The organism is Vibrio owensii CAIM 1854 = LMG 25443 (assembly GCF_000817815.1).
GTDB classification, from domain to species: Bacteria; Pseudomonadota; Gammaproteobacteria; order Enterobacterales; family Vibrionaceae; genus Vibrio; species Vibrio owensii.
In genome coordinates, this window is the sequence record NZ_JPRD01000036.1 from 38,266 (window position 1) to 63,598 (window position 25,333).

At 47.0% G+C, this 25,333-nt stretch carries 20 protein-coding genes and 5 tRNA genes; 9 read left to right on the forward strand and 16 right to left on the reverse strand.

Annotated features, from left to right (window positions below; translation table 11 throughout):
* Positions 1 to 19: 19 nt before the first annotated feature.
* Positions 20 to 631, reverse strand: coding sequence for a bifunctional 4-hydroxy-2-oxoglutarate aldolase/2-dehydro-3-deoxy-phosphogluconate aldolase (locus H735_RS18855; RefSeq protein ID WP_020196675.1), 612 nt, complete (start codon positions 629 to 631; stop codon positions 20 to 22).
* 9 nt (positions 632 to 640) lie between these two features.
* Positions 641 to 2,017, reverse strand: a complete 1,377-nt coding sequence (locus H735_RS18860) for a GntP family permease (protein WP_005434597.1) — start codon at positions 2,015 to 2,017, stop codon at positions 641 to 643.
* A gap of 152 nt (positions 2,018 to 2,169) precedes the next feature.
* Between H735_RS18860 and H735_RS18865 the strand changes: the two genes are divergently transcribed.
* Together H735_RS18865 and edd are read left to right on the forward strand one after the other, a co-directional pair.
* Positions 2,170 to 2,691, forward strand: a complete 522-nt coding sequence (locus H735_RS18865; RefSeq protein ID WP_005434599.1) for a gluconokinase — start codon at positions 2,170 to 2,172, stop codon at positions 2,689 to 2,691.
* Positions 2,688 to 4,484 carry a phosphogluconate dehydratase gene (gene edd, locus H735_RS18870; RefSeq protein ID WP_020196674.1) on the forward strand — a complete coding sequence of 599 codons (1,797 nt, stop codon included), beginning with the start codon at positions 2,688 to 2,690 and terminating at the stop codon, positions 4,482 to 4,484. Before H735_RS18865 ends, edd begins: the two co-directional genes overlap by 4 nt.
* A gap of 78 nt (positions 4,485 to 4,562) precedes the next feature.
* On the opposite strand, the gene H735_RS18875 is transcribed toward edd, so the two are convergent.
* The 4 genes from H735_RS18875 to H735_RS18890 all read right to left on the reverse strand — a co-directional run bounded on the left by H735_RS18875 (position 4,563) and on the right by H735_RS18890 (position 7,454).
* Entirely contained in the window at positions 4,563 to 4,892 is a 330-nt protein-coding gene (locus H735_RS18875) for an SMR family transporter (protein ID WP_020196673.1), read from the reverse strand.
* Positions 4,893 to 4,894: 2 nt separating this feature from the next.
* Entirely contained in the window at positions 4,895 to 5,272 is a 378-nt protein-coding gene (locus H735_RS18880; RefSeq protein WP_005430013.1) for an SMR family transporter, read from the reverse strand.
* 203 nt (positions 5,273 to 5,475) lie between these two features.
* The gene (locus H735_RS18885) at positions 5,476 to 6,402 is read right to left on the reverse strand and encodes a LysR family transcriptional regulator (RefSeq protein ID WP_020196672.1); all 927 of its coding nucleotides are present in this window, start codon (positions 6,400 to 6,402) and stop codon (positions 5,476 to 5,478) included.
* A 44-nt stretch (positions 6,403 to 6,446) separates the two neighbouring features.
* Positions 6,447 to 7,454 carry a LacI family DNA-binding transcriptional regulator gene (locus H735_RS18890; RefSeq protein WP_020196671.1) on the reverse strand — a complete coding sequence of 336 codons (1,008 nt, stop codon included), beginning with the start codon at positions 7,452 to 7,454 and terminating at the stop codon, positions 6,447 to 6,449.
* Positions 7,455 to 7,685: 231 nt separating this feature from the next.
* Here H735_RS18890 and H735_RS18895 point away from each other — a divergent pair, with 231 nt between their 5' ends.
* The 5 genes from H735_RS18895 to H735_RS18915 all read left to right on the forward strand — a co-directional run bounded on the left by H735_RS18895 (position 7,686) and on the right by H735_RS18915 (position 15,234).
* Positions 7,686 to 9,038 carry a serine/threonine-protein kinase gene (locus tag H735_RS18895; protein WP_020196670.1) on the forward strand — a complete coding sequence of 451 codons (1,353 nt, stop codon included), beginning with the start codon at positions 7,686 to 7,688 and terminating at the stop codon, positions 9,036 to 9,038.
* 31 nt (positions 9,039 to 9,069) lie between these two features.
* Positions 9,070 to 10,545, forward strand: a complete 1,476-nt coding sequence (locus H735_RS18900) for a hypothetical protein (RefSeq protein WP_020196669.1) — start codon at positions 9,070 to 9,072, stop codon at positions 10,543 to 10,545.
* A 2-nt stretch (positions 10,546 to 10,547) separates the two neighbouring features.
* Entirely contained in the window at positions 10,548 to 11,120 is a 573-nt protein-coding gene (locus H735_RS18905) for a sigma-70 family RNA polymerase sigma factor (protein ID WP_005434622.1), read from the forward strand.
* A gap of 4 nt (positions 11,121 to 11,124) precedes the next feature.
* The gene (locus tag H735_RS18910; protein ID WP_020196668.1) at positions 11,125 to 12,687 is read left to right on the forward strand and encodes a hypothetical protein; all 1,563 of its coding nucleotides are present in this window, start codon (positions 11,125 to 11,127) and stop codon (positions 12,685 to 12,687) included.
* Positions 12,688 to 12,915: 228 nt separating this feature from the next.
* On the forward strand, positions 12,916 to 15,234 hold the full coding sequence (locus H735_RS18915; RefSeq protein WP_020196667.1) for a hypothetical protein: 2,319 nt from the start codon (positions 12,916 to 12,918) through the stop codon (positions 15,232 to 15,234).
* A 207-nt stretch (positions 15,235 to 15,441) separates the two neighbouring features.
* On the opposite strand, the gene H735_RS18920 is transcribed toward H735_RS18915, so the two are convergent.
* From H735_RS18920 to H735_RS18940, 5 genes are all read right to left on the reverse strand, one after another.
* The gene (locus tag H735_RS18920) at positions 15,442 to 16,431 is read right to left on the reverse strand and encodes an SPOR domain-containing protein (protein ID WP_020196665.1); all 990 of its coding nucleotides are present in this window, start codon (positions 16,429 to 16,431) and stop codon (positions 15,442 to 15,444) included.
* Positions 16,432 to 16,591: 160 nt separating this feature from the next.
* Positions 16,592 to 17,548, reverse strand: a complete 957-nt coding sequence (locus H735_RS18925) for an ABC transporter permease (RefSeq protein ID WP_005533496.1) — start codon at positions 17,546 to 17,548, stop codon at positions 16,592 to 16,594.
* Between the two features lie 2 nt (positions 17,549 to 17,550).
* Positions 17,551 to 18,528, reverse strand: a complete 978-nt coding sequence (locus H735_RS18930) for an ABC transporter permease (RefSeq protein WP_020196664.1) — start codon at positions 18,526 to 18,528, stop codon at positions 17,551 to 17,553.
* Between the two features lie 146 nt (positions 18,529 to 18,674).
* Positions 18,675 to 20,228, reverse strand: a complete 1,554-nt coding sequence (locus H735_RS18935) for an ABC transporter substrate-binding protein (protein ID WP_020196663.1) — start codon at positions 20,226 to 20,228, stop codon at positions 18,675 to 18,677.
* 105 nt (positions 20,229 to 20,333) lie between these two features.
* Positions 20,334 to 22,049, reverse strand: a complete 1,716-nt coding sequence (locus H735_RS18940; protein WP_020196662.1) for an ABC transporter ATP-binding protein — start codon at positions 22,047 to 22,049, stop codon at positions 20,334 to 20,336.
* Positions 22,050 to 22,734: 685 nt separating this feature from the next.
* Here H735_RS18940 and H735_RS18945 point away from each other — a divergent pair.
* Positions 22,735 to 23,460 (forward strand): HAD family hydrolase, encoded by a 726-nt coding sequence (locus H735_RS18945; protein ID WP_020196661.1) that lies wholly within the window; start codon positions 22,735 to 22,737, stop codon positions 23,458 to 23,460.
* A 457-nt stretch (positions 23,461 to 23,917) separates the two neighbouring features.
* On the opposite strand, the gene H735_RS18950 is transcribed toward H735_RS18945, so the two are convergent.
* The 5 genes from H735_RS18950 to H735_RS18970 form a co-directional block, all read right to left on the reverse strand.
* Positions 23,918 to 23,994: transfer RNA gene (locus tag H735_RS18950), tRNA-Pro, on the reverse strand.
* A gap of 64 nt (positions 23,995 to 24,058) precedes the next feature.
* Positions 24,059 to 24,134, reverse strand: a tRNA-His gene (locus H735_RS18955).
* A gap of 48 nt (positions 24,135 to 24,182) precedes the next feature.
* Positions 24,183 to 24,259, reverse strand: a tRNA-Pro gene (locus tag H735_RS18960).
* Between the two features lie 76 nt (positions 24,260 to 24,335).
* Positions 24,336 to 24,411: transfer RNA gene (locus tag H735_RS18965), tRNA-His, on the reverse strand.
* Between the two features lie 34 nt (positions 24,412 to 24,445).
* Positions 24,446 to 24,522, reverse strand: a tRNA-Arg gene (locus H735_RS18970).
* A gap of 361 nt (positions 24,523 to 24,883) precedes the next feature.
* On the opposite strand from H735_RS18970, the gene H735_RS18975 reads away from it, so the two are divergent.
* Entirely contained in the window at positions 24,884 to 25,297 is a 414-nt protein-coding gene (locus H735_RS18975; RefSeq protein WP_027726747.1) for a c-type cytochrome, read from the forward strand.
* Positions 25,298 to 25,333 lie beyond the last annotated feature (36 nt).

Sequence of the window (25,333 nt, forward strand, 5' to 3'; positions counted from 1 at the left end):
TCGGAGCCGTTTGCGCGCTTTACTTAACCGCGCGAACCAATTCAGCAATACCTTCCCAATCACCGTTGTCCATCATAGCGGTTGGCACCATCCAAGTACCGCCACAAGCGACAACCGATTTCAGCGCTAGGTAATCTTCCACATTAGATGGGCTTACACCACCTGTTGGCATGAATTCCACTGGGTAAACTGCCGTTAGTGCTTTAAGCATGTTTACGCCGCCTGAAGGCTCAGCAGGGAAGAACTTCAGGGTACGTAGACCCATTTCCATTGCTTGCTCAACCAAGCTTGGGTTGTTCACACCCGGTACGATTGTCACCTTGCGTTGCTGACAGTATTTCACTGTCGTTGGGTTGAAACCCGGGCTCACGATAAAGTCCACGCCCGCTTCAATTGCGATGTCCACTTGCTCTGTTGTCAGTACTGTACCAGCACCGATCAGCAGTTCTGGGTACGCTTCACGCATGATGCGGATCGACTCAGCCGCCGCTTCAGTGCGGAATGTCACTTCCGCACATGGTAAACCGTTTTCTACCAACACTTTTGCCAGTGGCAGAGCGTGTGCTACATCGTTGATTGCGATAACTGGGACGATTTTGATTTCTCTTAATCGTTGTTCAAGTGTTGTCATGGGTAACCTCTAAAGAATAAAGCTTAATGTTGCTACGATAATAAATGCGATACCACCAAGTAAAGTTTCCATTACCGTCCAAGTTTTTAGCGTTGTTTTCTCATCCATCTCTAGTAGACGAGATACTAGCCAGAAACCAGAGTCGTTGAAGTGAGAAAGCACTGTTGCACCACCTGCAATCGCGATAACGATAAAGCATAGGTCTAGCTCGCTCAAACCAGTTGATGCTGCCACTACTGGCGCGATAAGTGCTGCAGTTGTCGTTAGTGCCACGGTTGCTGAGCCTTGAGCAACACGCAGACAGGTAGAGATAACAAACGCAGCTACGATCACTGGCATACCTGTGTCAGTCAGAACGTCTGCTAGTGCATCACCGATACCACTTGCACGCAGTACGCCACCAAACATGCCGCCCGCACCTGTTACTAGGATAACGCCACAGATCGGAGCCAATGAGTCGCCACACAGCTTCTCAAGTTTTGCCATGCCGTAGTCTTTCGCGAATACCGCAAGAGACACAAGCAGAGTAATCAGAAGGGCTACTGGCGTTTTACCTAACATACGTAGGAACTCAACCAGTGCTGTTTTGCCATCAATCACACCCGCAACCGCTAGCGTGTTCAGTACTGTGTCTAAACAGATTAGCAGTACAGGCAGCACTAGGATGGTCATTACTGTGCCAAATTTTGGCAGCTTAGATTCATCAACTTGTGTTTCACCGTTGAAGAACGCTTTTGATAGTGGGATATCGAATTTCTTGCCCGCGTACAGACCAAATAGGTAAGCGCCTAGGTACCAAGTTGGGATAGCCACTAGGATACCAACAACAAGTAGTAGACCAATGTTTGCGCCTAGGAATTCTGCTGCTGCAACTGGACCTGGGTGCGGAGGAACAAAGCCGTGCATTACTGCAAACGCACCCGCTGCTGGTAGTGCGTATTTGATTGGCGAACCACCAAAGCGCGCTGCCACACTTAGGATGATTGGCATCATTACCACTAGACCAGCGTCAAAGAAGATTGGGAAACCGAACAGTAGTGAAGCCACACCCAATGCAAATGGTGCGCGCTCTTTACCGAAGCGTCCAATCAAAGTATCTGCCAGCACTTGCGCACCGCCAGTTACTTCCAAAATCTTACCGATCATTGCGCCAAGACCAACCAGCAATGCAACTGAAGCCAGCGTGCCACCGAAACCACTCATCATGGTTGGGACAACTTGGTCAGAAGAAACGCCAGTCGCAATCGCAGTACCTAAACTCACCATAGTTAGGGAAGCAAAAGCGTGCACTTTTAGCTTAATAATCAATACAAGTAACGCCGCAATCGCGAGGACTGCAATCGTTAATAGGAACGTAGGGTCTGGAGCTTGGGTTAGCTGTTCCATGGGTTCACCTTTAAAAATTATTGTTTGTGTTGTGGTTCACATTTATTTGAGTTACCGGTAACATGTTACCGATAACATGAATAAGATAAACCCATATTTTAAAGTGAATTCAAAAATTGAGATCACGCGCAAATTTGTTATGAGGATAAGTTATGGCTGGTAGTAGTGTCGTCGTTATGGGCGTTTGTGCGAGTGGCAAAACCACAATTGGTGAGCACTTGGCGAAAAAGCTGGGACGTAAATTCATTGATGGTGATGATCTTCACCCACGAGCAAACATTCAGAAGATGGCATCAGGTCAGCCTCTGAACGACGACGACCGCAAACCTTGGCTAGAACGTATCCGCGACGCTGCTTATAGCTTAGAAAGCAAAAATGAGCACGGCATTATTGTCTGCTCGGCACTAAAAAAGATTTATCGTGACCAAATCCGCGAAGGCAACGAGAACGTGACCTTCCTTTTCCTAGACGGCAGCAAAGAACTGATCCTTGAGCGTATGCGTGCTCGCCAAGGTCACTTCATGAAAGAGAACATGGTCAACAGCCAGTTCGAAGCCCTAGAGCGCCCAGAAAATGAGCCTCGCACCATTTTCGTCAGCATTGATGCAACCATCGAAGACGTTGTGTCGAATGCTGCTGAGTTAATCCTAGTGCAAGACGAGGCAATGGCATGACCCATCAAGTAATTTTAGACGTTACTCAACGCTTAGTTGAGCGCAGCCAAGAGGCGCGTGCAGCGTTTCTTGCTCGCACTGAAGTCCAAGCAGAAGCAGGTAAAGGTCGTGTCGGTCTGTCTTGCGGTAACTTGGCTCACGCTGTTGCGGCATCTTGTTCTTCAGAAAAGAAAAGCATTCTGGATTTCACGCATTCGAATGTAGCGCTGATCAGTGCTTACAACGATATGTTAAGTGCCCACCAGCCGTACCAACACTACCCTGATCAAATCAAACAAGTGCTGTCTGGTTACGGTCACACTGCGCAAGTTGCTGGCTGTGTTCCGGCAATGTGTGATGGCGTGACTCAAGGTCAAGCGGGTATGGACATGTCACTGTTTTCTCGTGACTTAATTGCTCAATCAACGGCGCTTTCACTGAGCCACAACGTATTCGATGCGACCTTGCTTCTGGGTATCTGCGACAAGATCGCACCGGGACAATTGATGGGCGCGCTGTCTTACGCACACCTACCAACGACATTTGTGCCAGCAGGTTTGATGGCAACGGGCATCAGCAATGAAGAGAAAGTCGACGTTCGCCAAAAATACGCGGCGGGCGAAGTAGGTAAAGACGCGCTACTTGATATGGAGTGTCGCGCTTACCACTCAGCTGGCACATGTACCTTCTACGGCACGGCAAACACTAACCAGCTTGTGTTTGAAGCCATGGGTTTGATGCTGCCAGGTTCGGCATTCATCCACCCACATACTGAGCTACGTAAGGCGCTGACCGATCACACAGCTCTAAAAATTGCGGCAATGAATGCAGGTTCAGCCAACTTCCGTCCATTGTCTGAAGTTGTCACTGAAAAGAGCCTGATCAACGGTATTGTTGCGCTGCTGGCATCGGGCGGCAGCACCAACCACACTATCCATATGTTGGCAGTGGCGCGTGCAGCGGGTTTGATTCTGACATGGCAAGACATCAGTGACCTATCTGAAGTAGTGCCACTATTAGCGCGCGTTTACCCGAATGGTCCAGCTGACATGAACGCGTTCCAAGAAGCGGGCGGCGTACCTGCGCTATTGCATCGTTTGAACGAGTCAGGCTTGCTTCATCGTGACGTGAAACCGGTATTCGGCGAATTCGAAGACCAAATGACACTACCTAAACTAGTCGACGGCAAACTGACTTGGACACCATGTGATGGCAGCCAAGACGGCGAAGTGATTGCTGCGCCAACGCAAGCTTTCCAAAACACCGGTGGTACTCGCGTACTCAACGGTAACTTGGGTAAAGCGGTAGTGAAAGTCTCTGCGGTGAAAGAAGATCAGCGCATCATCGAAGCGCCTGCGATCGTATTCCAATGCCAACACGAAGTGGAAGCTGCGTACAAACGTGGTGAACTAAACCAAGACTGCATCGTGGTCGTGACGCACAACGGTCCTGCAGCGAACGGCATGCCAGAGCTGCATAAACTGATGCCAATTCTCGGCAACGTGCAGAAAGCGGGTTTTAAAGTCGCGCTAGTGACGGACGGTCGACTATCGGGTGCATCCGGTAAGATTCCATCAGCAATCCACGTTTCTCCAGAAGCTATTCGTGGCGGGGCGATTGGCTTGGTGCGTAATGGCGACATCATCCGCGTTGATTGCCAAACTGGTGAACTGAATAACCTAAGCGATGTTACTGGTCGTGAACTGTTAGAGATGGATACTGAAGCCAAGCAACAGACTTGGGGTCGCGGCTTCTTTAGCGTGATTCGTCAAAGCGTTTCGAGCGCAGAAGAAGGCGCAAGCTTTATTGTGTAGGTCGGGAAGCCCCTCAAAAACAGAAAAAGCGGAGTGTTGTGCACTCCGCTTTTTTGTTTCGTTGATTACTTTCAATCATCAAGCCGTCTTCATCACCACAACCGCTGCAATCACCACAAAAATACCAAACCAGCCAATCGGCTTAAGCTTTTGTTTGAACAGCAAAGCACCACCAATCGCGGTACCTAAGATACCGATTGCACCCCAAGAGGCGTATGCGATCGCAAGGTCGATCACTTTTACCGCTTGAGCAAGTAAGGTAAACGCCGCCATCACCAAGACAATCGCAGTGATGCCCCACCCTCTGTGCTTAAAGCCTTTAGAGCGAGTCAGCGCCATGTTCGCCATGATGTCGACCAACGCCGCCATGACGACAAATCCAAATGAAACAGTAAAAAATTGGCTCATGATTAACACCTCGCATTCGATGAGCTTGGCAACTCATCTTTTTGTTGAGGTTGACCGTGTGATTCACCGAGCGTCACACACACAATACCGACCACCGCCAGCGCCAAACCAAGCAACTGTTGCGTACTTAAGTTGGCATCAAATAAAACAATAGAAACCAGGGTAATCAAGGCGATACCCAAACCTTCCCATGTTGCGTACGCGACACCGATAGAGATTTTCTTTGCCGCTTTCGACAAGAAGTAATAGGAAATGGCGATCAGAACGTACATCACCAGATAGCCTTCCCACGCATTACTTTCACCAATAAACGACATCGTACTGGTACCGGCAACTTCGGCAACGATGGCGAGCAATAAAAATAGACGTGCAATGAGCATGATTCATCCTCCCCAGAAATTAAAAAACTGCATAACGGAGAATGGTGAATGTCCTTTAAGAATCAGACATTCAAAGAATTGATAAGATAAAAAGAGCCGCTTCTCCTGACTATTTGTAGTCAGATTAGCTCTTCTTCAGAAAAACAGACAGGTAATTGAGATATTCATTTTTGAATATCTCAAAGAACAGTTTGCCTATCCGATCACGTTAATGGCGTATTGAGGGTTTGCTGCACCACTTGGTGCAAATGGCGGTGCAATGGGTGGTTACGGTAGGTCTGTAAATAACCTCCAGAAACAACAAATTGGCTGAACTCTCGGTTGACCATCGGCATTGGATAAGAGGCAAGCTCGTGCATCAAATGTGCAGTACTTTGGCTGGCATACATGATGGCATCGGTCTCAAGCAGCATTTGGCAAGCGACACGCAAGTTGTAGGACTTAAGCAGCACAACGGGCTCGTAGCCCATGCGGCGATATTCCGATTCCACCGTACACAGCGGGTTGTAGGATGCTGGTGCAGGCAAAGAAACCAGTGGCAATTCAGACACCGTGTCCCAGTCATTACTGACTTGCGACAAGGTTGGATGGTCTTTACGCGCCAAAATCACACGCTTTTCAACAAATAACGGACGCATGTAGATGTCTTTCGACAACTCGGTTTCTTGGTCGAGAATGCAGTAGTCGTGCTCGCCCTCTAGCATCTCGTCTTGGGAATAGATGTTCCAACTTGAGAAAGCGAACGAGGCTTGAGGAAACGCCTGATGGCAGCCGCGCAATAAACGCTGACCTTGTTCATCCATCAAATAAGGGTCAGTCACAATCGCAATCTGACCTTGGTATTCAAGTGGGTCAAAGTCCGAAAACTCCTGCACTACTTTTTCTAGTGGCGACAGCATGTTATCGAACTCCGCCGCTAAGCGAATCGCCATTGGGGATGGCTCTACCCCATGCGCTTTACGCACAAACAGCGGATCATCAAACACGTCTTTGAGTTTCATCACACCACGACTAGCGCTGGGCTGCGAAATGCCAAGTTGCATCGCCGCCAACTTGATACTGCGGTTATCCACCACGGCTTTAAGTAAGCGCATTAAATTCAGATCTAACGCATCAAGTTGATGTGGCATGCCCGTGTCCTTATCAGAAACGAATGATGAAAAATAAGTGTGAGTTAGACGCTTTCGCCCGCCGTAATTTGATAGCCCATGTCGACTTTGGTCTCTGCTTGCTCTTCACCCTTGAGGCGCGCAATCAGTAACTCGGCACTTTTCTCACCAATCTCGAAACGCGGTGTATCCACACTGGTCAGTTTCGGGCTAATAGTTTGCCCGATGTCTAATGCGTTGTAGCCCACCACCGCAAGTTGATCTGGCACTTTGATGCCGCGTTGCTGAGCACTCAACAAAGTACCAATCGCGATGTCGTCGTTGGTACAAAATACACCATCAAGTTCTGGGTAGGTTGCCAGTGCGCGCTCCAGTAAATCATGCGCCAACGAAAAGCTTGAGTGATCGCCCGTTAGCACGTGTTTTGGCTCCAATCCTGCTTCCGTCATCGCGCGATCGTAGCCTTGCATACGCAATTTAGTACGCGTATCCAAGCGAGCACCGAAGTAAACAATCGTCCGTTTGCCCGACTCCAACATGCGTTTTACGACGCTGTAAGAAGCGTCTTCGTGGTCCATACCAACCGCCATATCAATCGGCTGCTCTGGCAGTTCCATGGTCTCTACCACAGGAATGCCTGCGTTTTTGATCATCTGCAAAGTGCGTTGAGTATGGTGGCTTTCGGTTAGGATTAGACCGTCAACTTGGTAAGAAAGCAGCGACGCGATTTTGCGTTCTTCTTCCAACTCGTCATAACTAAAGTGCGCAAGCAGTGTTTCATAGCCATTAGCTTTAGTGACGGTTTCAATGCCCTGAACAAAAGACGCAAAAATTTGGTTGGACAGTGAAGGCAACAAAATACCAATCGCTTTACTGGAAGACTTCGATAACATCGCCGGAGCACGGTTTTCGATGTAGCCCATCTCTTCAATTACAGCGGCAATTTTCACTCGTGTTTTTTCTGCCACTGAGTCTGGATTGCGCATGTAACGCGAGACGGTCATCTTTGTTACGCCAACTTTGTCTGCGACATCCTGCAATGTCGTTCGTGCTTTCTTATTCTGCTGAGCCATAAATATCTAATTTATCAGTAATGTTACTAGTAACATTATGACGAATAGACTCCTCGCCGACAAGCTTAGTAAAAACCATCCACTACATCATTAATAAAATCAAAATCTTAGTGCTTAAATAACCATCAAGATGCAAACTTAACATTGTGACTCAAAGCCGAATAAATAAATGACATTAATATTGAGTTTCTTATAAGATAGCGTACCTAAAACAATAAGATATAAAGCACCGTGCAGTTAGGCTCCAGCGAAACCCAGATTTACTATCACCTGCTTGATCTGGACGACTCTCAAAAGCAGCAATACCTCAACGAATTGCAGGAGAGTCAGCCTGAGCTTTACCTCCAAGTCGCCCCTCTTTTAGCCAGTGAAAACGAAGAAGAACACCTCACAGAGTTGCTCGGCTTCGGCGCTAGCTTGGCCACAACACAAGAGGTCGATCTAACAGGCGAAGTGGTCAGCAAGTACCGCCTTACCCATGAGTTAGGGCGTGGAGGTATGGGGGTCGTGTATGCGGCACTGCGCGCTGACGAGACGTTCGAGCAAGACCTTGCGATCAAGTTCATTCAAACCAATCTCAGTAATGTATTAGGTAAACGCGCGCTGTTTGATGAAGCTCAGCTTCTGGCTCGTTTGAACCACCCTTACATTGCCAAAGTGTTTGATGGCGGCTTGCACGGTGATTCGGTTTACATCGTGATGGAACGCGTTTTTGGTCAGACTCTAGACACGTATTTGTTGCTCACGCCAATGGAAGACGATGACAAGTTATTGCTGTTCAAGCAGATTTGTCAGGCAATGGAACACGCCCACCAGCATCAAGTCCTGCATGCGGATCTCAAACCAGAAAACATCCTAATTGATCGCAATAAACGGCCAAAGCTGCTCGATTTCAACCTGACGCAAAAGGTGCAATCCAACAGTAATGATTCGTCTCCCGCATTGATTGCCTTCAGTGAAAAATACGCCAGTCCAGAGCAACAAGCCGGGCAGTTTTTAACTGAACAAAGTGATGTGTATTCACTAGGTAAGATTCTGGCGTTGATGTTTCCTGATCAGCCAATGTGGTCAGATATCTATTGGGTGGTGAGACGCGCGACACGAGCGAAAGCAAAGCAGCGCTACCTCAATGTTCGAACACTACGCCAAGATATTGAATGTATTTTGGAACGACGCCCGATAGAGCAAAAGAAGCACTGGCCGCTGTACAGTACGCTTCGTTTGGTACAACGCCGACCGCTGCCATCGGTGTTGTCCGCAATCTTAGTGTTATCTGGCTTGCTGTTTGGTAACACTCTGATTCAAAAGAACATACAACTGCAACAAGAGAAGAAGATTGCAGAAGACATCATGTACGAAGTGACGCGCCTTGTCTTTCACGCCAAGGGGCAAAACGTCGAGCATATGTCCGTCAGTGCCATGATGGAACTGACACGCAGGCGGATTCTGTCTAACCCAGATATCCCCAAACACATAAAACAAAAAATGTTGTTGGCGATGATGACGCCGGTGCCAGAGAAGCACCTTACAAAATCAATAAGTTGTCAGCCAAATTGTGCACCAAAGGACCGCACTCAACAGTAAGGCTAAACACGAAAAAGGCTTAAAATTTAAGATGTACACACGTTCCGTTGCGATCTGGCTATCGGCTTTAGCGATAGCACCAGCATGGGCGAACTCAACTTCTACGACTCCGTCGGCAGAAGCGGCAGCGCCTACCATAAAGCAAGGTTTCTTCATCGATTCACCGGTGACTGGTCTGTATTATAAAACCAGTTCCAACCTATCTGGCCACACCGATAAAGGCGCATTTCAATATCGCCCTGGTGATGTCATCAGCTTCTTCCTAGGCAATGACGATAATGGCTACTTGCTCACCACGATGTCGAGCCAGGAAGTGCTTACTCCGACGATGGCGACCACCAAGCCAAGTCGAAGCATCAACATGACCCGCTTGTTGCTCTCTCTCGACAGCACACCAGAAAACCGCCAAGAAATCGTACTGGCTAACAAGGTGTTATCCGACCCAGCCTTCCAAGCGCAACTCAAGCGTCTTGATCTCAACTTCTTAGATGACGCTAAACACCAATTCAATTTGGATTGGGTTTCGGTACAAGAAGCGGTTGAACACCTAAATGAAAGCCAACGCTACATCGAAAAGAACTTCGCCTCAGATGAAATCATTTTCGAGCCTCGTAATGTGCGCTTTAAGAACATCATCATCAAGAAAAAAGACTGGCAAGGTCGCGCCTGCGCGTTCGATATTCGCTACCAACACCACCCGCGTTACCGCCCGCCGATTGGTGAGGTCAACTTCACCATCACTGAAGAAAACCTAATTCAGCACCCAAGCATCGGCGACTACTTTCAAGGCTGCCTCTTAGCACTCAATCACAGTGTGACAGAAGACATTATCGAACCGATTGAAAAGTTTTCAGAATGGGAAAGCTTGGTTGGCTGCGCGGATAAAGGCTGTACTCGCAATGATCTCAATGGCTTCTCACTGGAAGATTACAACGATGATGGCGACTGGAAATATCGCTCTGTAGCGCTCAACTTCGACCCTAGTACCCAGCTTTTGATGGAAAAAGTGCAAGGTTTGGGGCAAAACGAGCACGTTAAGCACCACAACCGCACTGAAATGTTGTGGTTCACTTACCCTGATTCCATCGATAGCCAAATTGCCTACCAAGGTGTGTGGCAACAAACTCAATACCTGCAGGACTCGATGAAGCAATCGTGTCTACTGATGCGCCATAACCAAGTATTGCGCCTACCAGTTGATGCCGTTACCTGCCCGACAGATACCAGCCTATACACCCAAGATGTCACCAACGAGTATTTGGATATGTGGTGGGTCAACAATGATCAGGCGAGCGCCGAGCTGGCACAGATGAACGTGATGGTGCGCTGGTCGTCAAAACCCTCTGAAATCAACTACACCACGTGGGAATACCTGCCTGCTGGCAAGAGCTGGGAGCAAGGTATTTTGTATCGTTACCAGCAAGACATCAGTCGTAATCGTGATGGGTCTGACCGCATTGAAACCCATTCTATCTCTGAGTTTGTAAAAGTAAGTGAGGACGTATAGCCATGGCTTCTAAATCTACCCTGACGCAAATTATCCAGCAGTGGCAAGCCGGCGATAAAAAAGCGGAAAGTGAGTTGTACCAATTCGCTTACCTACAACTGCGTAAGATTGCTCAGCAAGAACGTGAGCGCAACGCAGAAAAATACGGCACCGACAACAAGGTACTGGCAGATAGCGTAAACAGCACTACTGCGCTCATTCATGATGCGTATCTAAAAATGTCTAGCTGCGACATGAGTGAGATTGAAACCAAGCGTGATTTCTTCTTAATGGCAGCCAAAGTGATGCGCCAGATCCTGATTGACAATGCACGCGCCCATCAAGCGCAGAAGCGACAACACATCACCTTGATGAAGGAGGAAGAAGATCGTTTCGAGCAACTCATCATCATGGACAAAGCGCTCGACAACTTTAGTGTGCGCTATCCACGCCAATCTAACGCGCTAAAGCTCAAGTACCTGATGGGCATGAAAAACCAAGAGATCTGTGAACTGCTCGAATGCAGCGCCAGTTTGATTGAAAAAGACCTTAAGTTCTCGCGCAGTTGGCTACAATCAAGAATGGCGCACGCGTAATATCATGACGAAAAAATACTGGATTGCAGGCGCACTGGGTGTCTGCTTGATGGCAAGCTACTGGCTTTCAGATGAACAAACAGCCGCTGCGGCTGCCAATATAGAACCAGCACAAAATGGCCTAGATAAGAGAAAAACGTCCCAAGGTGAGCGCACTTCGTTGATTGAAGTGAAGCAAGCCTTAACCTCCTCAGTACTAGAGAGAAACAACGATCTCGCCTTTGAAAAAGCACTCGAATCGACCTTGTCAGATCAGCCTGAACAGGTTCAAGATGCTTTTGGATCATCGGTGGTCAATTACTCCGGAGACCTGACTCAAACCTACGTGAGTAGCAACGCAAACAATGATGCGACTAACAATGGCAAACCAATCATTAACCTCGCGGTGGAACAGCAATTACAAACCATCATCTTTGGTTGGGAGTTGACGCAAAACAACCCTATCAACTACTCATTGGGATTGGAACAATTGTTTGAAGACCCCGAGGGTGACCTTCTCACGACCCGAATCTGGTTGGAAAACGCCAATGGACTGAGTGTTCTCAACCAAGGACAGATCATGTTGCAAGGCGCACCAAAAGCGTTCGACCAAACCACGTACTTAGCGGTATCTGCCCGCGATGACCACCATGGTACAGAAGACCATGCTTGGGTTACCACACGCTTTGAACTACCAGCAGTAGCCGAAGAACAAAATGATACAGAACACCCTCTGATCGATGGCATTGTGTATCGTCTTGAATCCACAACATTGCTTGGTGGAAAGAAATACGCCTATGAAGTGGTGTACTGCGAGGCATTTAAATTTGTCGAAGAAGAGGTTTTTTATGCGGCTTCCAACAACAAAACTCGTTGTCCTGAAGAGCATGAATTAAAGAAAGTCGGCCAGTATCAGATCAGCGATGAATCATTAATCGTGCAAGCAAACGGCTCACAACAAATTTGGACCACGAAAAAGGTCTACACCTCACGCGTGCATAAAGAGACCGAAAACTATTTCATAACCGTCTTCGATGATAATCGTTTCGAAAGCTACACCATGCAAAAAAACAAACGCTCAATGGAAGAACGTTTGAACGTCAATACAGGGGAGAAGCTATATCAAACCACACTATTTGATTTGCTTATCCCTACTGCGGGAGGTTACCGTCTTGCTACCGCTAGCAACTACATTTTTAACCGAAACTTCGCTCAAGATGGTGAGTGGTATGACAGCTTTGACTCGGACCTCAACGTAGTGACGTCATACAGCGACCTATTTGGTCATGAGATGTGCCCATTTTGGGATGTCTCTATCATCGCAGGAGAAGGTATGTTCAGTGATATCATCTCCTACTCCGATAAGGCCGATTGTCAGACGGCACCCAAACTGTCTACGTACGCATTCGTCATATTTAATAATGACTATCATCCCAATGATGTATTTCTCCACGGCGAAACGTATAGCTACATTTTGCGCCCGCTCCCTCAATACGCCAGTGAAGTTGAAGAGTTTAAAATCAATATGATTTATCACGATCCGATTGGGACAAAAACCACTCAGAAATTAACTAAAAACTCAAAATAAGTCTTTGTATTCCATAATCAGCATCATTATTGACAATTCAAACAATTAATCTAACCAACAAAAAAATATTCAAAGTTTTTTTACGGTTTTTTTTCGGTTTTTCGTATCTTGAAGCTGCTTCCAAAAACGATCCAAAATGCGCTGCTTTTCCAATCTCACTAGTGAGATTTGAAGATAAAACAATAAAAAGCGACTTTCTCATTCGGAAACGAAACAAGGATTAAAACAATGAATAAGGTGAGTTTACTAGCAGCGTCAGTGGCTATCGCGCTAACAGGTTGTGGTGGTTCAGATGGTGGCTCAAACGGCGGTAATGCTGGCGTAGTGATCACAGGCTTTGATGGCTACTTCAAAAATGCAGTTGTGTTTGAAGATCTGAACAACAATGGCCAATGGGACACCAATGATACATTCCTTGGTCTAACCGATGAGAAAGGTCAGCTTAAAATCAAAGCAAAACCAGAGACAACTCTGGCTCTACAAACCATCACACCGAACGGTGCGAAACAGAAACAGCTAATCGCTTTAGATCCGACTTACGCAGGTACTTACACTGTAGATATGGATCACCCAAGCCAAGCGATGGCTCACGAACTGGTTTTCCGCGCACCAAACTCGTCTAACGTTATCTCACCAATCACAGACCTTGTCGCGATTGAGATGGCAAACAACAGCTCGCTAACAGAAGAAGAAGCGGCAGCAAAAGTAAGCCAAGCACTTGGTGGTACAGAAGAAGCTCCTATCGATCTGTACAGTGACTTCGTTTCGGGTGTAGATAAAAGCGCCGAGCTACATAAAACCGCTCAGATTCTGACTGAATCAAAAGCGCAAAACCCAGCAAACTACGAGAAGAAAGCAACTGAATTCGCTAAAGAAGCGGATGCTATCGTAGGCGAAATGACGCAAGAGCAAATCACGGATGTGAACAACAAACCAGTGATTGAAGACTCAACGCCAAACAGCAACGAACTGTCTCCGGTTCCGGTATACAACAACAAGCTTGTGGTTAACGAAGACGTTGAAGAAGCGGCAGAAGATAAGCTAGAGAACCTACCTGAGATCGTTAAAGGCGCAGGTTTCGATGGTGTAGTTCTAAACATTGAAGGTCTATTCAAAGACAAAGACCAAAACCTTATCACACCTAAATTGACTCATAACCTTGCTGGTACAGGTATCGAAGCTCGCATCGAAGGCAACCAATTGGTTCTTTCACCAGCGGCTGAAGTCACCAAAGCCGGTGAGTTTGAGATCATCCTAACGGCTGAAGATAAAGACTCTTCAGGCAAAACGCTTGCTACTGTAAGCACAGTATTCGAGTTGGATATCGAAACCGCGAACCAAGCGCCAACCATCATTGAAGCAGAACAAAAACGTCTGCAAAGCATCATTGACGACTGGCAACTACAGCAAGGTGAAGCTTTTGAGCAAACTCTAGACATTTCAGGTCTTTTCAAAGACGAAGATGGCCAACTAGAAGAATATTCTGCTGAATCGATCTCTATCGCTGGCTTGTCTATCGATGAAGACGACAACGCAATCATCACAATCGAAGGCACACCAGAAAAAGCTTACGCTGCAGGCCAAACTTTTACCGTTGGCGTAGAAGATAACGAAGATGGTAAAACTCGCGTCACCTTTAAACTGCCAGAAGTGAAAGAAGGCGCTACACCGCCGCCAGTCGTACCTACTCTAGGCTTCACTATCGACCACTTTAACGGCAAAGCGGCAAAAATGGGCAGCTTCGCGCGCAACGATGGCGAAATCGGCCATGCGATTCTTATGAAAGATGCCGAAGGCCTACTATGGTGTTGGGGCTCAAACGATGATGAGCAAGGCGAAGAATACTCGGCAAACATCAGTGATAACCTAAGCAACTCTTGGGAATCAGAGTACGACCCATACGCGATTTTGGCAAAACTGGACAAGCTACCAAACTACGCGGCTTACCAAAACAAAGATTGTTGGGACGTAGAGATCAAAGACGGCAAATTGTACGACGATGAAGGTTCTGAGTATGAAATGCTATACCAAAACAAAACCACACAAGGCGACTACCAAATCCTTGTGAAAATCGATGGTGATGAGTTGTTCTGGTTTGATTCAACCGATACACCTTTCGCACAAGCACTACCAGTGAGCGAAAAGGTTGCGAACGGTAAGGTTGAATTTGATATGACGGTAGAAAGCGAGACCGTTGCTCAAGACGAGACTGAGCTATTTTATGCAGCAGGTAAGTTTGAGTACGCTAACGGTGTTTACGAATACGAGTCTATCAAACCAGAAGGCTTCTACACTCCAGGTAACTGGACTATCTCTCTCGATAGCGAAACAAATCGCGAAACTCTGACTCTAGAAGAAACTGGCTCAGATTCTGATTACAAAACTCGCCAGCGTAACGTGAACCGTGAGTTTGGTGACTTCTACATCGGCATCAACTCAAGCGCAGAGCAAGATGGTTCGGTGTCTGCTCCTGAGTTTGGTCTGTACTCACACTCTCAAGAAGCAATGGAAAAAGTGATGGAATCACTACCTTTAATTGAAGACTAATGAGTAAAGACAAACAAATACTATCGAAACCTTGTTGTAGCCAGATTCATCTGCATCGTCGACGCAGAACCTTCTGGGAAAAGTGCAAAGGCATCAAAGAAGTATACTGTTGCGCTAACTGCCACAAGGAAACCCAACTCAAATAGCTCCTCTATTTGAGGCCGCAAAAAAGCCCCGCTCAAGCGGGGCTCTTTTGTATCTGTTTAATTACTTCACACAAATCACATTGAGTAAGGATGTACCGGTAAGCTGATTCGGTTCTCGGTCGGCAAACAAGCCCTTTTTATCTTTACCCCAATAAGGCAACTGCAGCGGCCAGTTGTTTTTCTCCATCACTCCAGACGCACGCAGCGTTTTGAATTCCGAGACACTCGCCAAGTCCATACTTAATTGCTGACATACCTTTTTCGAGCTCGCATAGTTTAAGCGGTTCCAAGGCTTTCCATGTTCCATGTAGAACTGGTTGTTGTTCTCGACCAAGTAAGGCACCACAAACGTTTTACCTTGCAGAATCGTCTTCAATCGTACCTGCACTGTATCGTTACTGATAATAGGCTGAGCAGGCTTAGGCGCTTGGGTAGGTTTCGCCACTGGTTGAGAAGCTTGCTTCGGTGCTGCCTTAGCAGGCGTCTCTTTAGCTTTGAAAGCGTCCGTATTCGGGCGAGTCGCGGCTACTGGAGCAACGGGTGTCACAGGCTTTGCCTTCGCGGCAGGCTTCGGCATCGGCTTAGTTTGCTTCACTGGCTCTGACGTACCTTTGCCAACCACACGAATGAAGGCTTCTTTGTATGTCGACAAGGTTTTGACTCGCTGTAAATCCTGCGAGGCTTTGGCAAATTCAGTATAAGGACCAATAAGACATCGGTAGCCTTTTTGCTCTGGCTTCATCCAAACATCGGTGGTGATTTTGCCGTAGATCGGCTTGGCTTTGGCTAAAGACATCGGTTTTGGCAACAAACCACATTGAATCCAGAAGAAATCATTGCCTCCCTGCGGCACTTTCTTTCCCCATACCCCTTTCCCGATCGGACAAGATTGCTCAAGTACTGGCAGTTCTTTGTTACTCGCTTGAGAGGCTTGGCAAAGAAAACCCTCCGCAAGTACCGGTGTCGAAAATTGGGCGCACGCCAACAGCAATCCAAGGCTCAAGCCGGATTGGACGATACGAGAGGATTGTTGTGCCTTCTTCATTTCCATACGCTTCACTCTGAACAGTAGGTGATGAAATTATCGCGACAAAGCGTCAATAAAACATGAATAAAAAGTGATAAGCAAAAAAAGAGCCGGAATTGCATCCGGCTCTCAGTTTAGAAAGAATTTTATGAAATAGGCAACGTATAGGTGCGTATTTTAGTGATTAACCCTTGTAGATTTTCGGGTTAAACACGTCACGCAACCAGTCACCTAATAGGTTGATAACCAGTACCAGCGTTACTAGCACGATACCTGGGAAGGCCGTAATCCACCATGCACCAGAGAAGATGTAGTTAAAGCCGATGCTGATTAGCGCGCCTAGAGATGGTTGGTCTACCGGAAGACCTAAGCCTAGGAATGACAGTGCCGCTTCCGACATGATTGCGTTCGCTACCTGTACTGTCGAGATAACCAAGATTGGAGATAGACAGTTCGGCAGAATGTGACGGAACATAATGCGAGGTGCTTTAAAGCCCATCACACGCGCCGCCTCGACGTATTCTTTCTTCTTCTCTGCCAATACCGAGGCGCGAATGGTACGCGCGTATTGCGGCCATTCTGCCACGCCGATAATCACCACTAGCATGACCACTGCATATTGACTGTAAAAATCACTGCCAAAGCTGGCTTTGAAGATTGCCGAGACGATGATCGCCACCATCATGGTAGAGAACGACAACTGTACGTCTGCAAAACGCATCAAGAAGCTATCGATACGACCGCCGAAGTAACCTGCAGACAAGCCAATGATGATGCCCAGAACCAACTGAAGACCCACCGCAAGAAAGCCGATAGTCAGAGACAAGCGAGAGCCGTAAAGAATGGTCGATAAAATATCGCGGCCTTGCTCATCGGTACCTAACACAAAGCGCTCATCGCCATCTTCCATCCAAGACGGTGGCAACTCAGAATCCATGATGTCGATGGACGTCAGATCGTACGGGTCTGTCGGAGCCAGAATTGGTGCAGCCAACGCCAACACTAAGAACATCATAAAGACGGTAAAACTTGCCATCGCAACTTTGTCGCGCTTGAAGTAATACAGAAAATCTGACTCTTTAAAACGCTGCCACGCTGACGGTGCGGCTGCAGGAGCTGGTGTTACATTTGATTGGCTCATGATTAAGCTCCTTTTCCAGTTAGGTTCACAGTTGGGTTGATGATGCCGTACAACAAGTCAACGATGGTATTGGTTACCACGAAGATCAGACCAACAAAGATAACGTAGGCAGTGATCAGCGGTGTATCTACACGGTTGATTGCCTCTAGGAAAAGGAAGCCTGTACCCGGCCATTGGAACACGGTTTCAGTAAGAATGGTGTAAGCCACCATAGTACCAATCTGCACACCACCGACCGTCAATACAGGTAGCATGGTGTTCTTAAGTGCATGTTGGTAATAAATCTTTTGTAAGTTCAGGCCTTTTGCTTTGGCGAACTTAATGTATTCCGAGCTCAGTACTTCCAGCATTTCTGAACGTACCAGACGGATGAACAACGGCAGCATGATAGACGCTAGCGCAATACACGGCAGGATAAGGTGCTTGATACCATCAATGGTAAAGAAGCCAGATTCCCAACCGAGCACATTAGCGGTCTCGCCCCGTCCGTAGGAAGGGAGCCAACCGAGTTCTATGGAGAAGACGTACATCAGCATGATTGCGGTTAAGAACACCGGAATCGAGATACCAACACTACTCATCGCCATAACGAATTTAGTAAAGATACTCTTCGGGTGGATCGCGGAATACACCCCAAGTGGTATAGAGAAAACAATAATGATGAGCGTCGCACCAAACACGAGCTCTAGCGTTGCCACCAGCTTATCGAGAATCACCTCAACCGCAGGTCGCTTGAAGAAGTAAGATGTACCTAAATCACCTTGTAGCGCATTGCCCACAAAGCGAGTGTACTTTGTGATAAAGGGATCGTTCAGGCCCAGTTCGTCACGTAGCGCTTGACGCTCCGCTTCTGAAACCGACTGACCTACAAGCTCACGCAGCGGGTCACCCAGGTTATCCTGAATGGCAAACGCCACCAAACTGATCACAAACATCACTATCAGTGCCTGAAACAGGCGCTTGACCAGAAACGAAAACATTCCTTGCCCCTTAACTATCCATAGATCTCTATTCAGAGAGAAAATTCAGTCTGTAAAACCAACTCAGTCCGACTGAAACAAAACTGAGTCGAGTGCTTTAAGTTGAGGAGGGACATCCATCCCTCCTCAAAATCGACTAACCGTGATTATTCAACCACTAGGTCACCGAAGTAAGGCATTACCATTGGGTTAACGATATCTGTCGCTTTCACGTTAGACTTCGCGCCCCACGCTTCACTTTGCCAGTGTAGCGGTACGAATGCTGCGTCGTTGTATAGTGTTGCTTCTACACCTTTCAGCATTTCTGCACGTTTCGCAGGATCCGTTTCTACGTTCGCTGCTTCAACCACTTTGTCCATTTCTGGGTTTGAGTAGTAACCACAGTTGTACTGACCACGACCAGTATCTTCGTTACGAGTCATGGTTAGGAACTCGTTGAAGTTCGCCGAATCTTCCGTATCTGAGTGCCAACCGATCATCAGCATGTCTGCCGCACACTTGTCGAACTCTGGCCAGTATTGCGCTTTTGGCATCGTCTTCAGATCAACCTTGATGCCGATCTTAGACAGCATTGCTGCCGCCGCTTGCGCGACTTTCGCATCGTTCACGTAACGGTTGTTCGGTGCGATCATCGTTAGCGTTAGGCCATCTTCGTAGCCCGCTTCTTTCATCAGTTCTTTCGCTTTCTTCAGATCGTAGCGAGGAACCAGTTTGTCATCGTGACCTACGTAACCTGCCGGGCTTTGCTGACCAGCTGCCGTTGCGAAGCCTTTCATGATTTTCTTCACGATGCCTTCGTTATTGATTGCGTGAACAATCGCTTGGCGAACGCGAACGTCTTTCAGTGCTTCGTTGCTGTTTTGGTTTAGTTGGAACGTGATGATACGAGTACCAGGTAGCGTTACTAGGTCGATGCCGTCTGCATCTTTCACACGTTTGTGATCGTTTGGCGCAACAGGGTGAATCATGTCAACGCCGCCAGAAAGTAGCGCAGCTACACGAGTTGCGTCTTCTTTGATTGGTACAAGCGTTAGCTTATCAACGTTACCTTTCGACTCTTTGTCCCAGTAATCTTTAAAGCGTTCGAATTCCACTTTTACGCCCTGCTCACGAGAAGTCACAATGAATGGACCCGTGCCGGATACGTTAGTCGATGCAAATGAGTTACCGTGCTTCACTAGCTCAGACTTGTCTTTGCCATCTTCTGTCTTACCAGAGTAGAACTTGCTGTCCATTGGGAAGATGTAAGTCGCCGTTTGCAGCACAAGCGGGTAAGGACCTTTAGTCACTAGATCCACTGTGTAGTCGTCAACCTTCACGATTTTTTCGTACGGGTCGAAGATAGCTTTGAAATCTGGAGAGCTTTGTAGACGTTCGAAAGTCCATACTACGTCGTCTGCCGTCATGTCGTTACCAGAGTGGAACTTAACACCTTGGCGTAGCTTGAAACGTACCGTTGTATCGTTCACACGTTCCCAGCTTTCTGCTAGACGAGGTTCAAAGTCCATGTCTTGTGTGAAACGAACTAGTGGGTCAAATACCATGTGTGACATTTGCAGCGTACCGCCTGATAGCTGCTCATGCGGGTCTAGCGATACTGGGTCAGCTGCGTAGCCAACTTTGATATCTGCTGCCATTGCGTTAAAGCTTAGGCCCGCTGCCATTAGCGCCACTGCTAATTTGCTTTTCATGGTTTTCATTTGCATAACTCCTTCATGCGGGAATTCGAATCCCTTGTTGTGTTTGCGTCTTTGTTATGACTAAGGTTTGTTGACCTTGATGGTCAGCCAAGCGAAAAACTTGGTTTATGCCGTTTTGATTTCTTCTCTCAAACCTGTGAATTCAGGCATCAGAGAAATCAGTTTCTTGCTGTATTCATGCTGAGGAGCGGTAAATAGCTGCTCAGTTGGCGCCACTTCCAGTAGCGTACCCATCTGCATCACACCCACTCGGTCACACATTTGGCGAATAACCGGTAAGTCGTGGCTGATAAACAGCATGGTGAGGTTGAGCTCACTTTGCAGATCTTTTAGCAAGTTCAGAATTTGTGCCTGTACCGATACATCCAACGCTGATGTCGGTTCGTCACAAATCAGTAGTCGAGGACGGGTCGCCAGTGCACGCGCAATAGAAATACGCTGACGCTGACCACCAGAGAATTCATGAGGGTATTTCACGCCCGCCATTTTGCCCAAACCTACGTGATCAAGCAGGTCATTCACAATCTGACGCGTTTCCGCTTCATTCTTAGTGAGCTTATGGAAACGAATTGGCTCCGCGATGATGTCGAAAATCTTCATACGTGGGTTCATTGAAGTGTATGGGTTTTGGAAGACCATCTGCATTTGACGACGCAATGGACGACGCGCTTTTTCTGATTTCAGTGCCGTTAGGTCAATGCCTTCAAAACTTACTTGGCCTGAGTTTGGTTCGTACAAACCAGCAATCACACGTGCGATGGTCGATTTACCTGAGCCAGATTCACCCACCAAGCCAAACGTTTCGCCTTCGTGCACTTCAAAGCTGACATTGTTTGAGGCCTGCACGTATTCGCGGCGGCTTTCAAACAACGAATCTTTGGTCACGAAGCGTAGGTTTACGTTCTTCACATCCAATAGAGGGCCGGTGTACTCGCGTTGGTCTTGGCTTTGGCCTAGCCAGTGGTTCTTGATGTCCAGTTCTTGTAGCTCTGTTGCTTCTTCGATGTAGCTCACTAGCGGGAAGCGATCGAGTTTAGTGTCAGAACGAGGAACCGCAGAAATCAAGCTGCGTGTGTATGGGTGATCAGGATCGCCCAATACCTTAGCGGTTGGGCCAAATTCAACCAAATCACCACGGTACATAACTGCTACACGGTCAGTCACGTTTGAAACCACCCCCATGTCGTGCGTCACCAACATACAACCTACGTTGTTCTTGATACACAGTTCACGGATAAGGTTTAGGATTTGGTCTTGGATTGATACGTCGAGTGCCGTAGTTGGCTCATCGGCAATGATCAGATCTGGCTCACCAGCCAGTGCGATAGCAATAACCACACGCTGACGCATACCGCCAGAGAATTGGTGTGGGTACTGTTTAAGACGGTTTTCAGGTTGCGGGATGCCAACCTGCTGCATAAGAGAAAGCGCGCGTTGATACGCCTCTTCATCCGACACCTTCATGTTAGCGTGGATGGTCTCTTTCAATTGCTGCTCAACCGTAAATAGAGGGTTAAGCGAGGTCATTGGGTCTTGAAAGATAAAGCCAATCTTAGAGCCGCGAACCTTACGCATCGCTTCTGGCGTCAAACCAGAAATTTTCTCCCCATCAAGGTACACATCACCGCTGGCAACACGACCCGGAGGACTAAGCAAATCAATAACGGCGTTACCAACGGTGGATTTACCCGCACCTGATTCGCCAACAACACCCACAATTTCGCCACGATCGATATGAAAAGAAAGCGATTTCACGGCCGCATGGACACCGTGACGGGATGGATATTCAATACGAAGGTTTTTCACCTCTAATAGTGACATTTCAGACCTCTACTGCCTTGTCTGTGGTATCGAATCGCGCAATAAAAGCGCCATTCACCACCTGAATGAATCCGTTCAAATTCAGAATAATACTCTGAAATCTTAATTCGGAGACAATTTGGCAAAAATTACACAAAAAAGCAACAATTAAAGTATATTCCGCCTAAAAAACATTATTTACACGCACAATGAGCGAATAGAAATGCATTAACAAGTATTTAACCATTTTCATAGCACACCATTTTTGTGCGTTACGCACCAATAAAAACAGAAAAATGCTCTAAATTTACGCATAAACTCACTATTGATAGTATCCCTATTATTCACTCGTAATTATTAACATTTACCAAACAATATTCCGTTCTTATTGGGATTTTTCGACATAAAATGTTACTAACAAAATAGTCTGCATACATAAAAAGCCAAAATTCCCCTACATACATAGAGGTGAAAACGTGAGCAGTTCTGCAAAACAAATGAAATCTGTCACCTAACCTAGGTTATGCGTCAATTATGCGATTTTGTGATTAAGCTAGTTTTCTATGGATTGAAAACGCTCTCTGAACTGGGGCTTTGGTGGGGGAAAAGAGAAGATCAGCCACCAGTTTTGCGCTTTCCACTGTCATTTTGAGTGAGATAAGAGATAATCAAACTCTAACGTCGAGTAGTGAATGAAGGAGCCCCTGTGCTTAAAGCGATATTTTTTGATATGGACGAGACTTTATGTGGCACATCTCAAGCCGATAAAGTAGCAGGACAAGAGTTTGCGGACTGGATTGCTCAAACTTACCCTCAGGTCGCTGACTCCACAGCCTTCGTGCAACGCTACTTACAAGGTGTGTATAAGAAGCTAAACGACGAATTCCCTCAGCTTATTGCTCTACTGCCAGATGAAAATGCGTTCCGCTGCGGTTTAATCCAAACCATCTTGGCAGAACAAGGCATCGAGATCGATGCAGAACAAGCGCAGCAGGCACAAAGCTTCTTCGATTCAGCTCGAATGGGGGCTTTTACCTTCTTCCCAGGCGTGAAGGAAATGCTGACTGAGCTACGCCAACACTACAAATTGGTGGTAATCACTAACGGCCCTATCTTCTCGCAGCACCCAAAGCTCAAAGCGACACAAATGAGTGAGTGGGTGGATCACATTATCGTTGGTGGCGAAGAGCCCGAAGAGAAGCCTGCTGCAAGTATCTTCCACAAAGCACTCAACCTTGTTGACGCGAAACCAGAAGAAGCGATTCATATTGGTGATTCTCTACCAGTCGATATTGCGGGTGCCAACAACATGGGCATTCTGAGTGTGTGGGTTAACGAAGCAGGCACAGAAAATCCAACCGATATCAAGCCAAACTATGAAGTAAAAGAGACGGTTGAGCTCAACGAAATTCTAAAAACGCTCGCTCAATAAAGCACTCAACTCAAGAAATACAAAACCCCAGCCACCGTGCTGGGGTTTCTTTTGTCAGCTCGAAAAGCATTTGGATCATGGGTGGTCAAAAGCTCCCAGAGCTGTACATTTTGATGGAATTGAAAATGAAGTGAGAGTTTTTGAGAGTAAGAAATGCAAAATTCGGTTGAGGCTTTAAATCGTAGTAGGTGAAGAGCCATATTCTAACTTCAGGCGAACCCCCACTTGGGTTCAAACCCATTGAAATACTACCGACTCATCTAGTCCAAGTAAGATCATAAGCTCTAAAACGACGAAAGCCTGCTAAAAAGCAGGCTTTCTAATGGTGGTCGGTAAAGAGGATTCGACGCGGCAGGGCTCCCTGCGGACTGGCGCTCCAGCCCACGACCCTCTGCTCCCAACACTCTAAATTTCAAACGTAAAAAAGCCCCAGTCTTTCGACTGAGGCTTTAAATAGTGGTCGGTGAAGAGGGATTCGAACCCCCGACCCTCTGGTCCCAAACCAGATGCGCTACCAAGCTGCGCTATTCACCGAACTGTATTTGCTGATTCTCTCAAATCAGACAGGATACTTCAACTAAGAAGTCACCTTAATTAATGGGGTGGCTAACGAGATTCGAACTCGCGACCACCGGAATCACAATCCAGGGCTCTACCAACTGAGCTATAGCCACCATCAATTTTTTCTGTTTACCGCTCTATTATAGCCATAAACTAAATAGTGGTCGGTGAAGAGGGATTCGAACCCCCGACCCTCTGGTCCCAAACCAGATGCGCTACCAAGCTGCGCTATTCACCGACGAATTTTGTTTCGACTCTTGGGATATCTGAATCAAAACTGGAAACTTCATCAACTTAATGAGTTACCGAAATAATGGGGTGGCTAACGAGATTCGAACTCGCGACCACCGGAATCACAATCCAGGGCTCTACCAACTGAGCTATAGCCACCACTATGTTCGTGCCTTTGATTTGTATTCCGGAATGGCACGCCCGAAAGGATTCGAACCTTCGACCTTTGGCTCCGGAGGCCAACGCTCTATCCAACTGAGCTACGGGCGCATGCCCCATCGGCGGAGAGGAATAATACGGATATCACACTATGCCGTCTAGTACTTTTTTTACTTTTTTTCTCGTTTGGTCTCTTTTTCGACAGTTATCTGCCTTTAAAGAGAATTTTTGATGTGATTCACGCCCTGTCATGGATAACTTGTTGTTTATTGCAACAAGTTATCGGGATATAATCACCCATTATTTACATTGATTTAACAGCTGCAACTTGGTTGTTTAATCACTCTAGACCGTTAGATAAGGTTTTCTGCTCACTATAGAAGCAATCGCGTAAAACTTTCTCCAACGGCTCTAAATACTCTAACTATATAAATAGGTAAGTCACTTACCTCGGGAATGTGAAGTGGGTTTAATGGATATGTCTCGACGAATGATTAGCGTTTTGTTCGCTGCCTTAACTTTCTCTACGGCAGCTTTAGCTTCTGACATCAGCCAAACTGAATACGATGCGATCGCAGAACGCATCAAACCTGTCGGTGATGTTTATCTTGCAGGAGCAGAACCAGTAAAAGCAGAGCCAACTGGTCCACGTGATGGTGCGTCAGTTTACGGTACTTTCTGTATTGCTTGTCACGCATCTGGCGTGAACGGTGCACCGAAAACTGGTGATGCGGCAGATTGGGCACCACGTATTGTACAAGGCAAAGACGTGCTGACCAACCATGCAATCCAAGGCTTCAACGCGATGCCAGCTAAAGGTACGTGTATGGACTGTTCTGATGACGAAATCATCGCAGCCATCGACCACATGATTGAAGGTCTATAATAAAGACATCAACGAAAAAGGCTTGCCACATGGCAA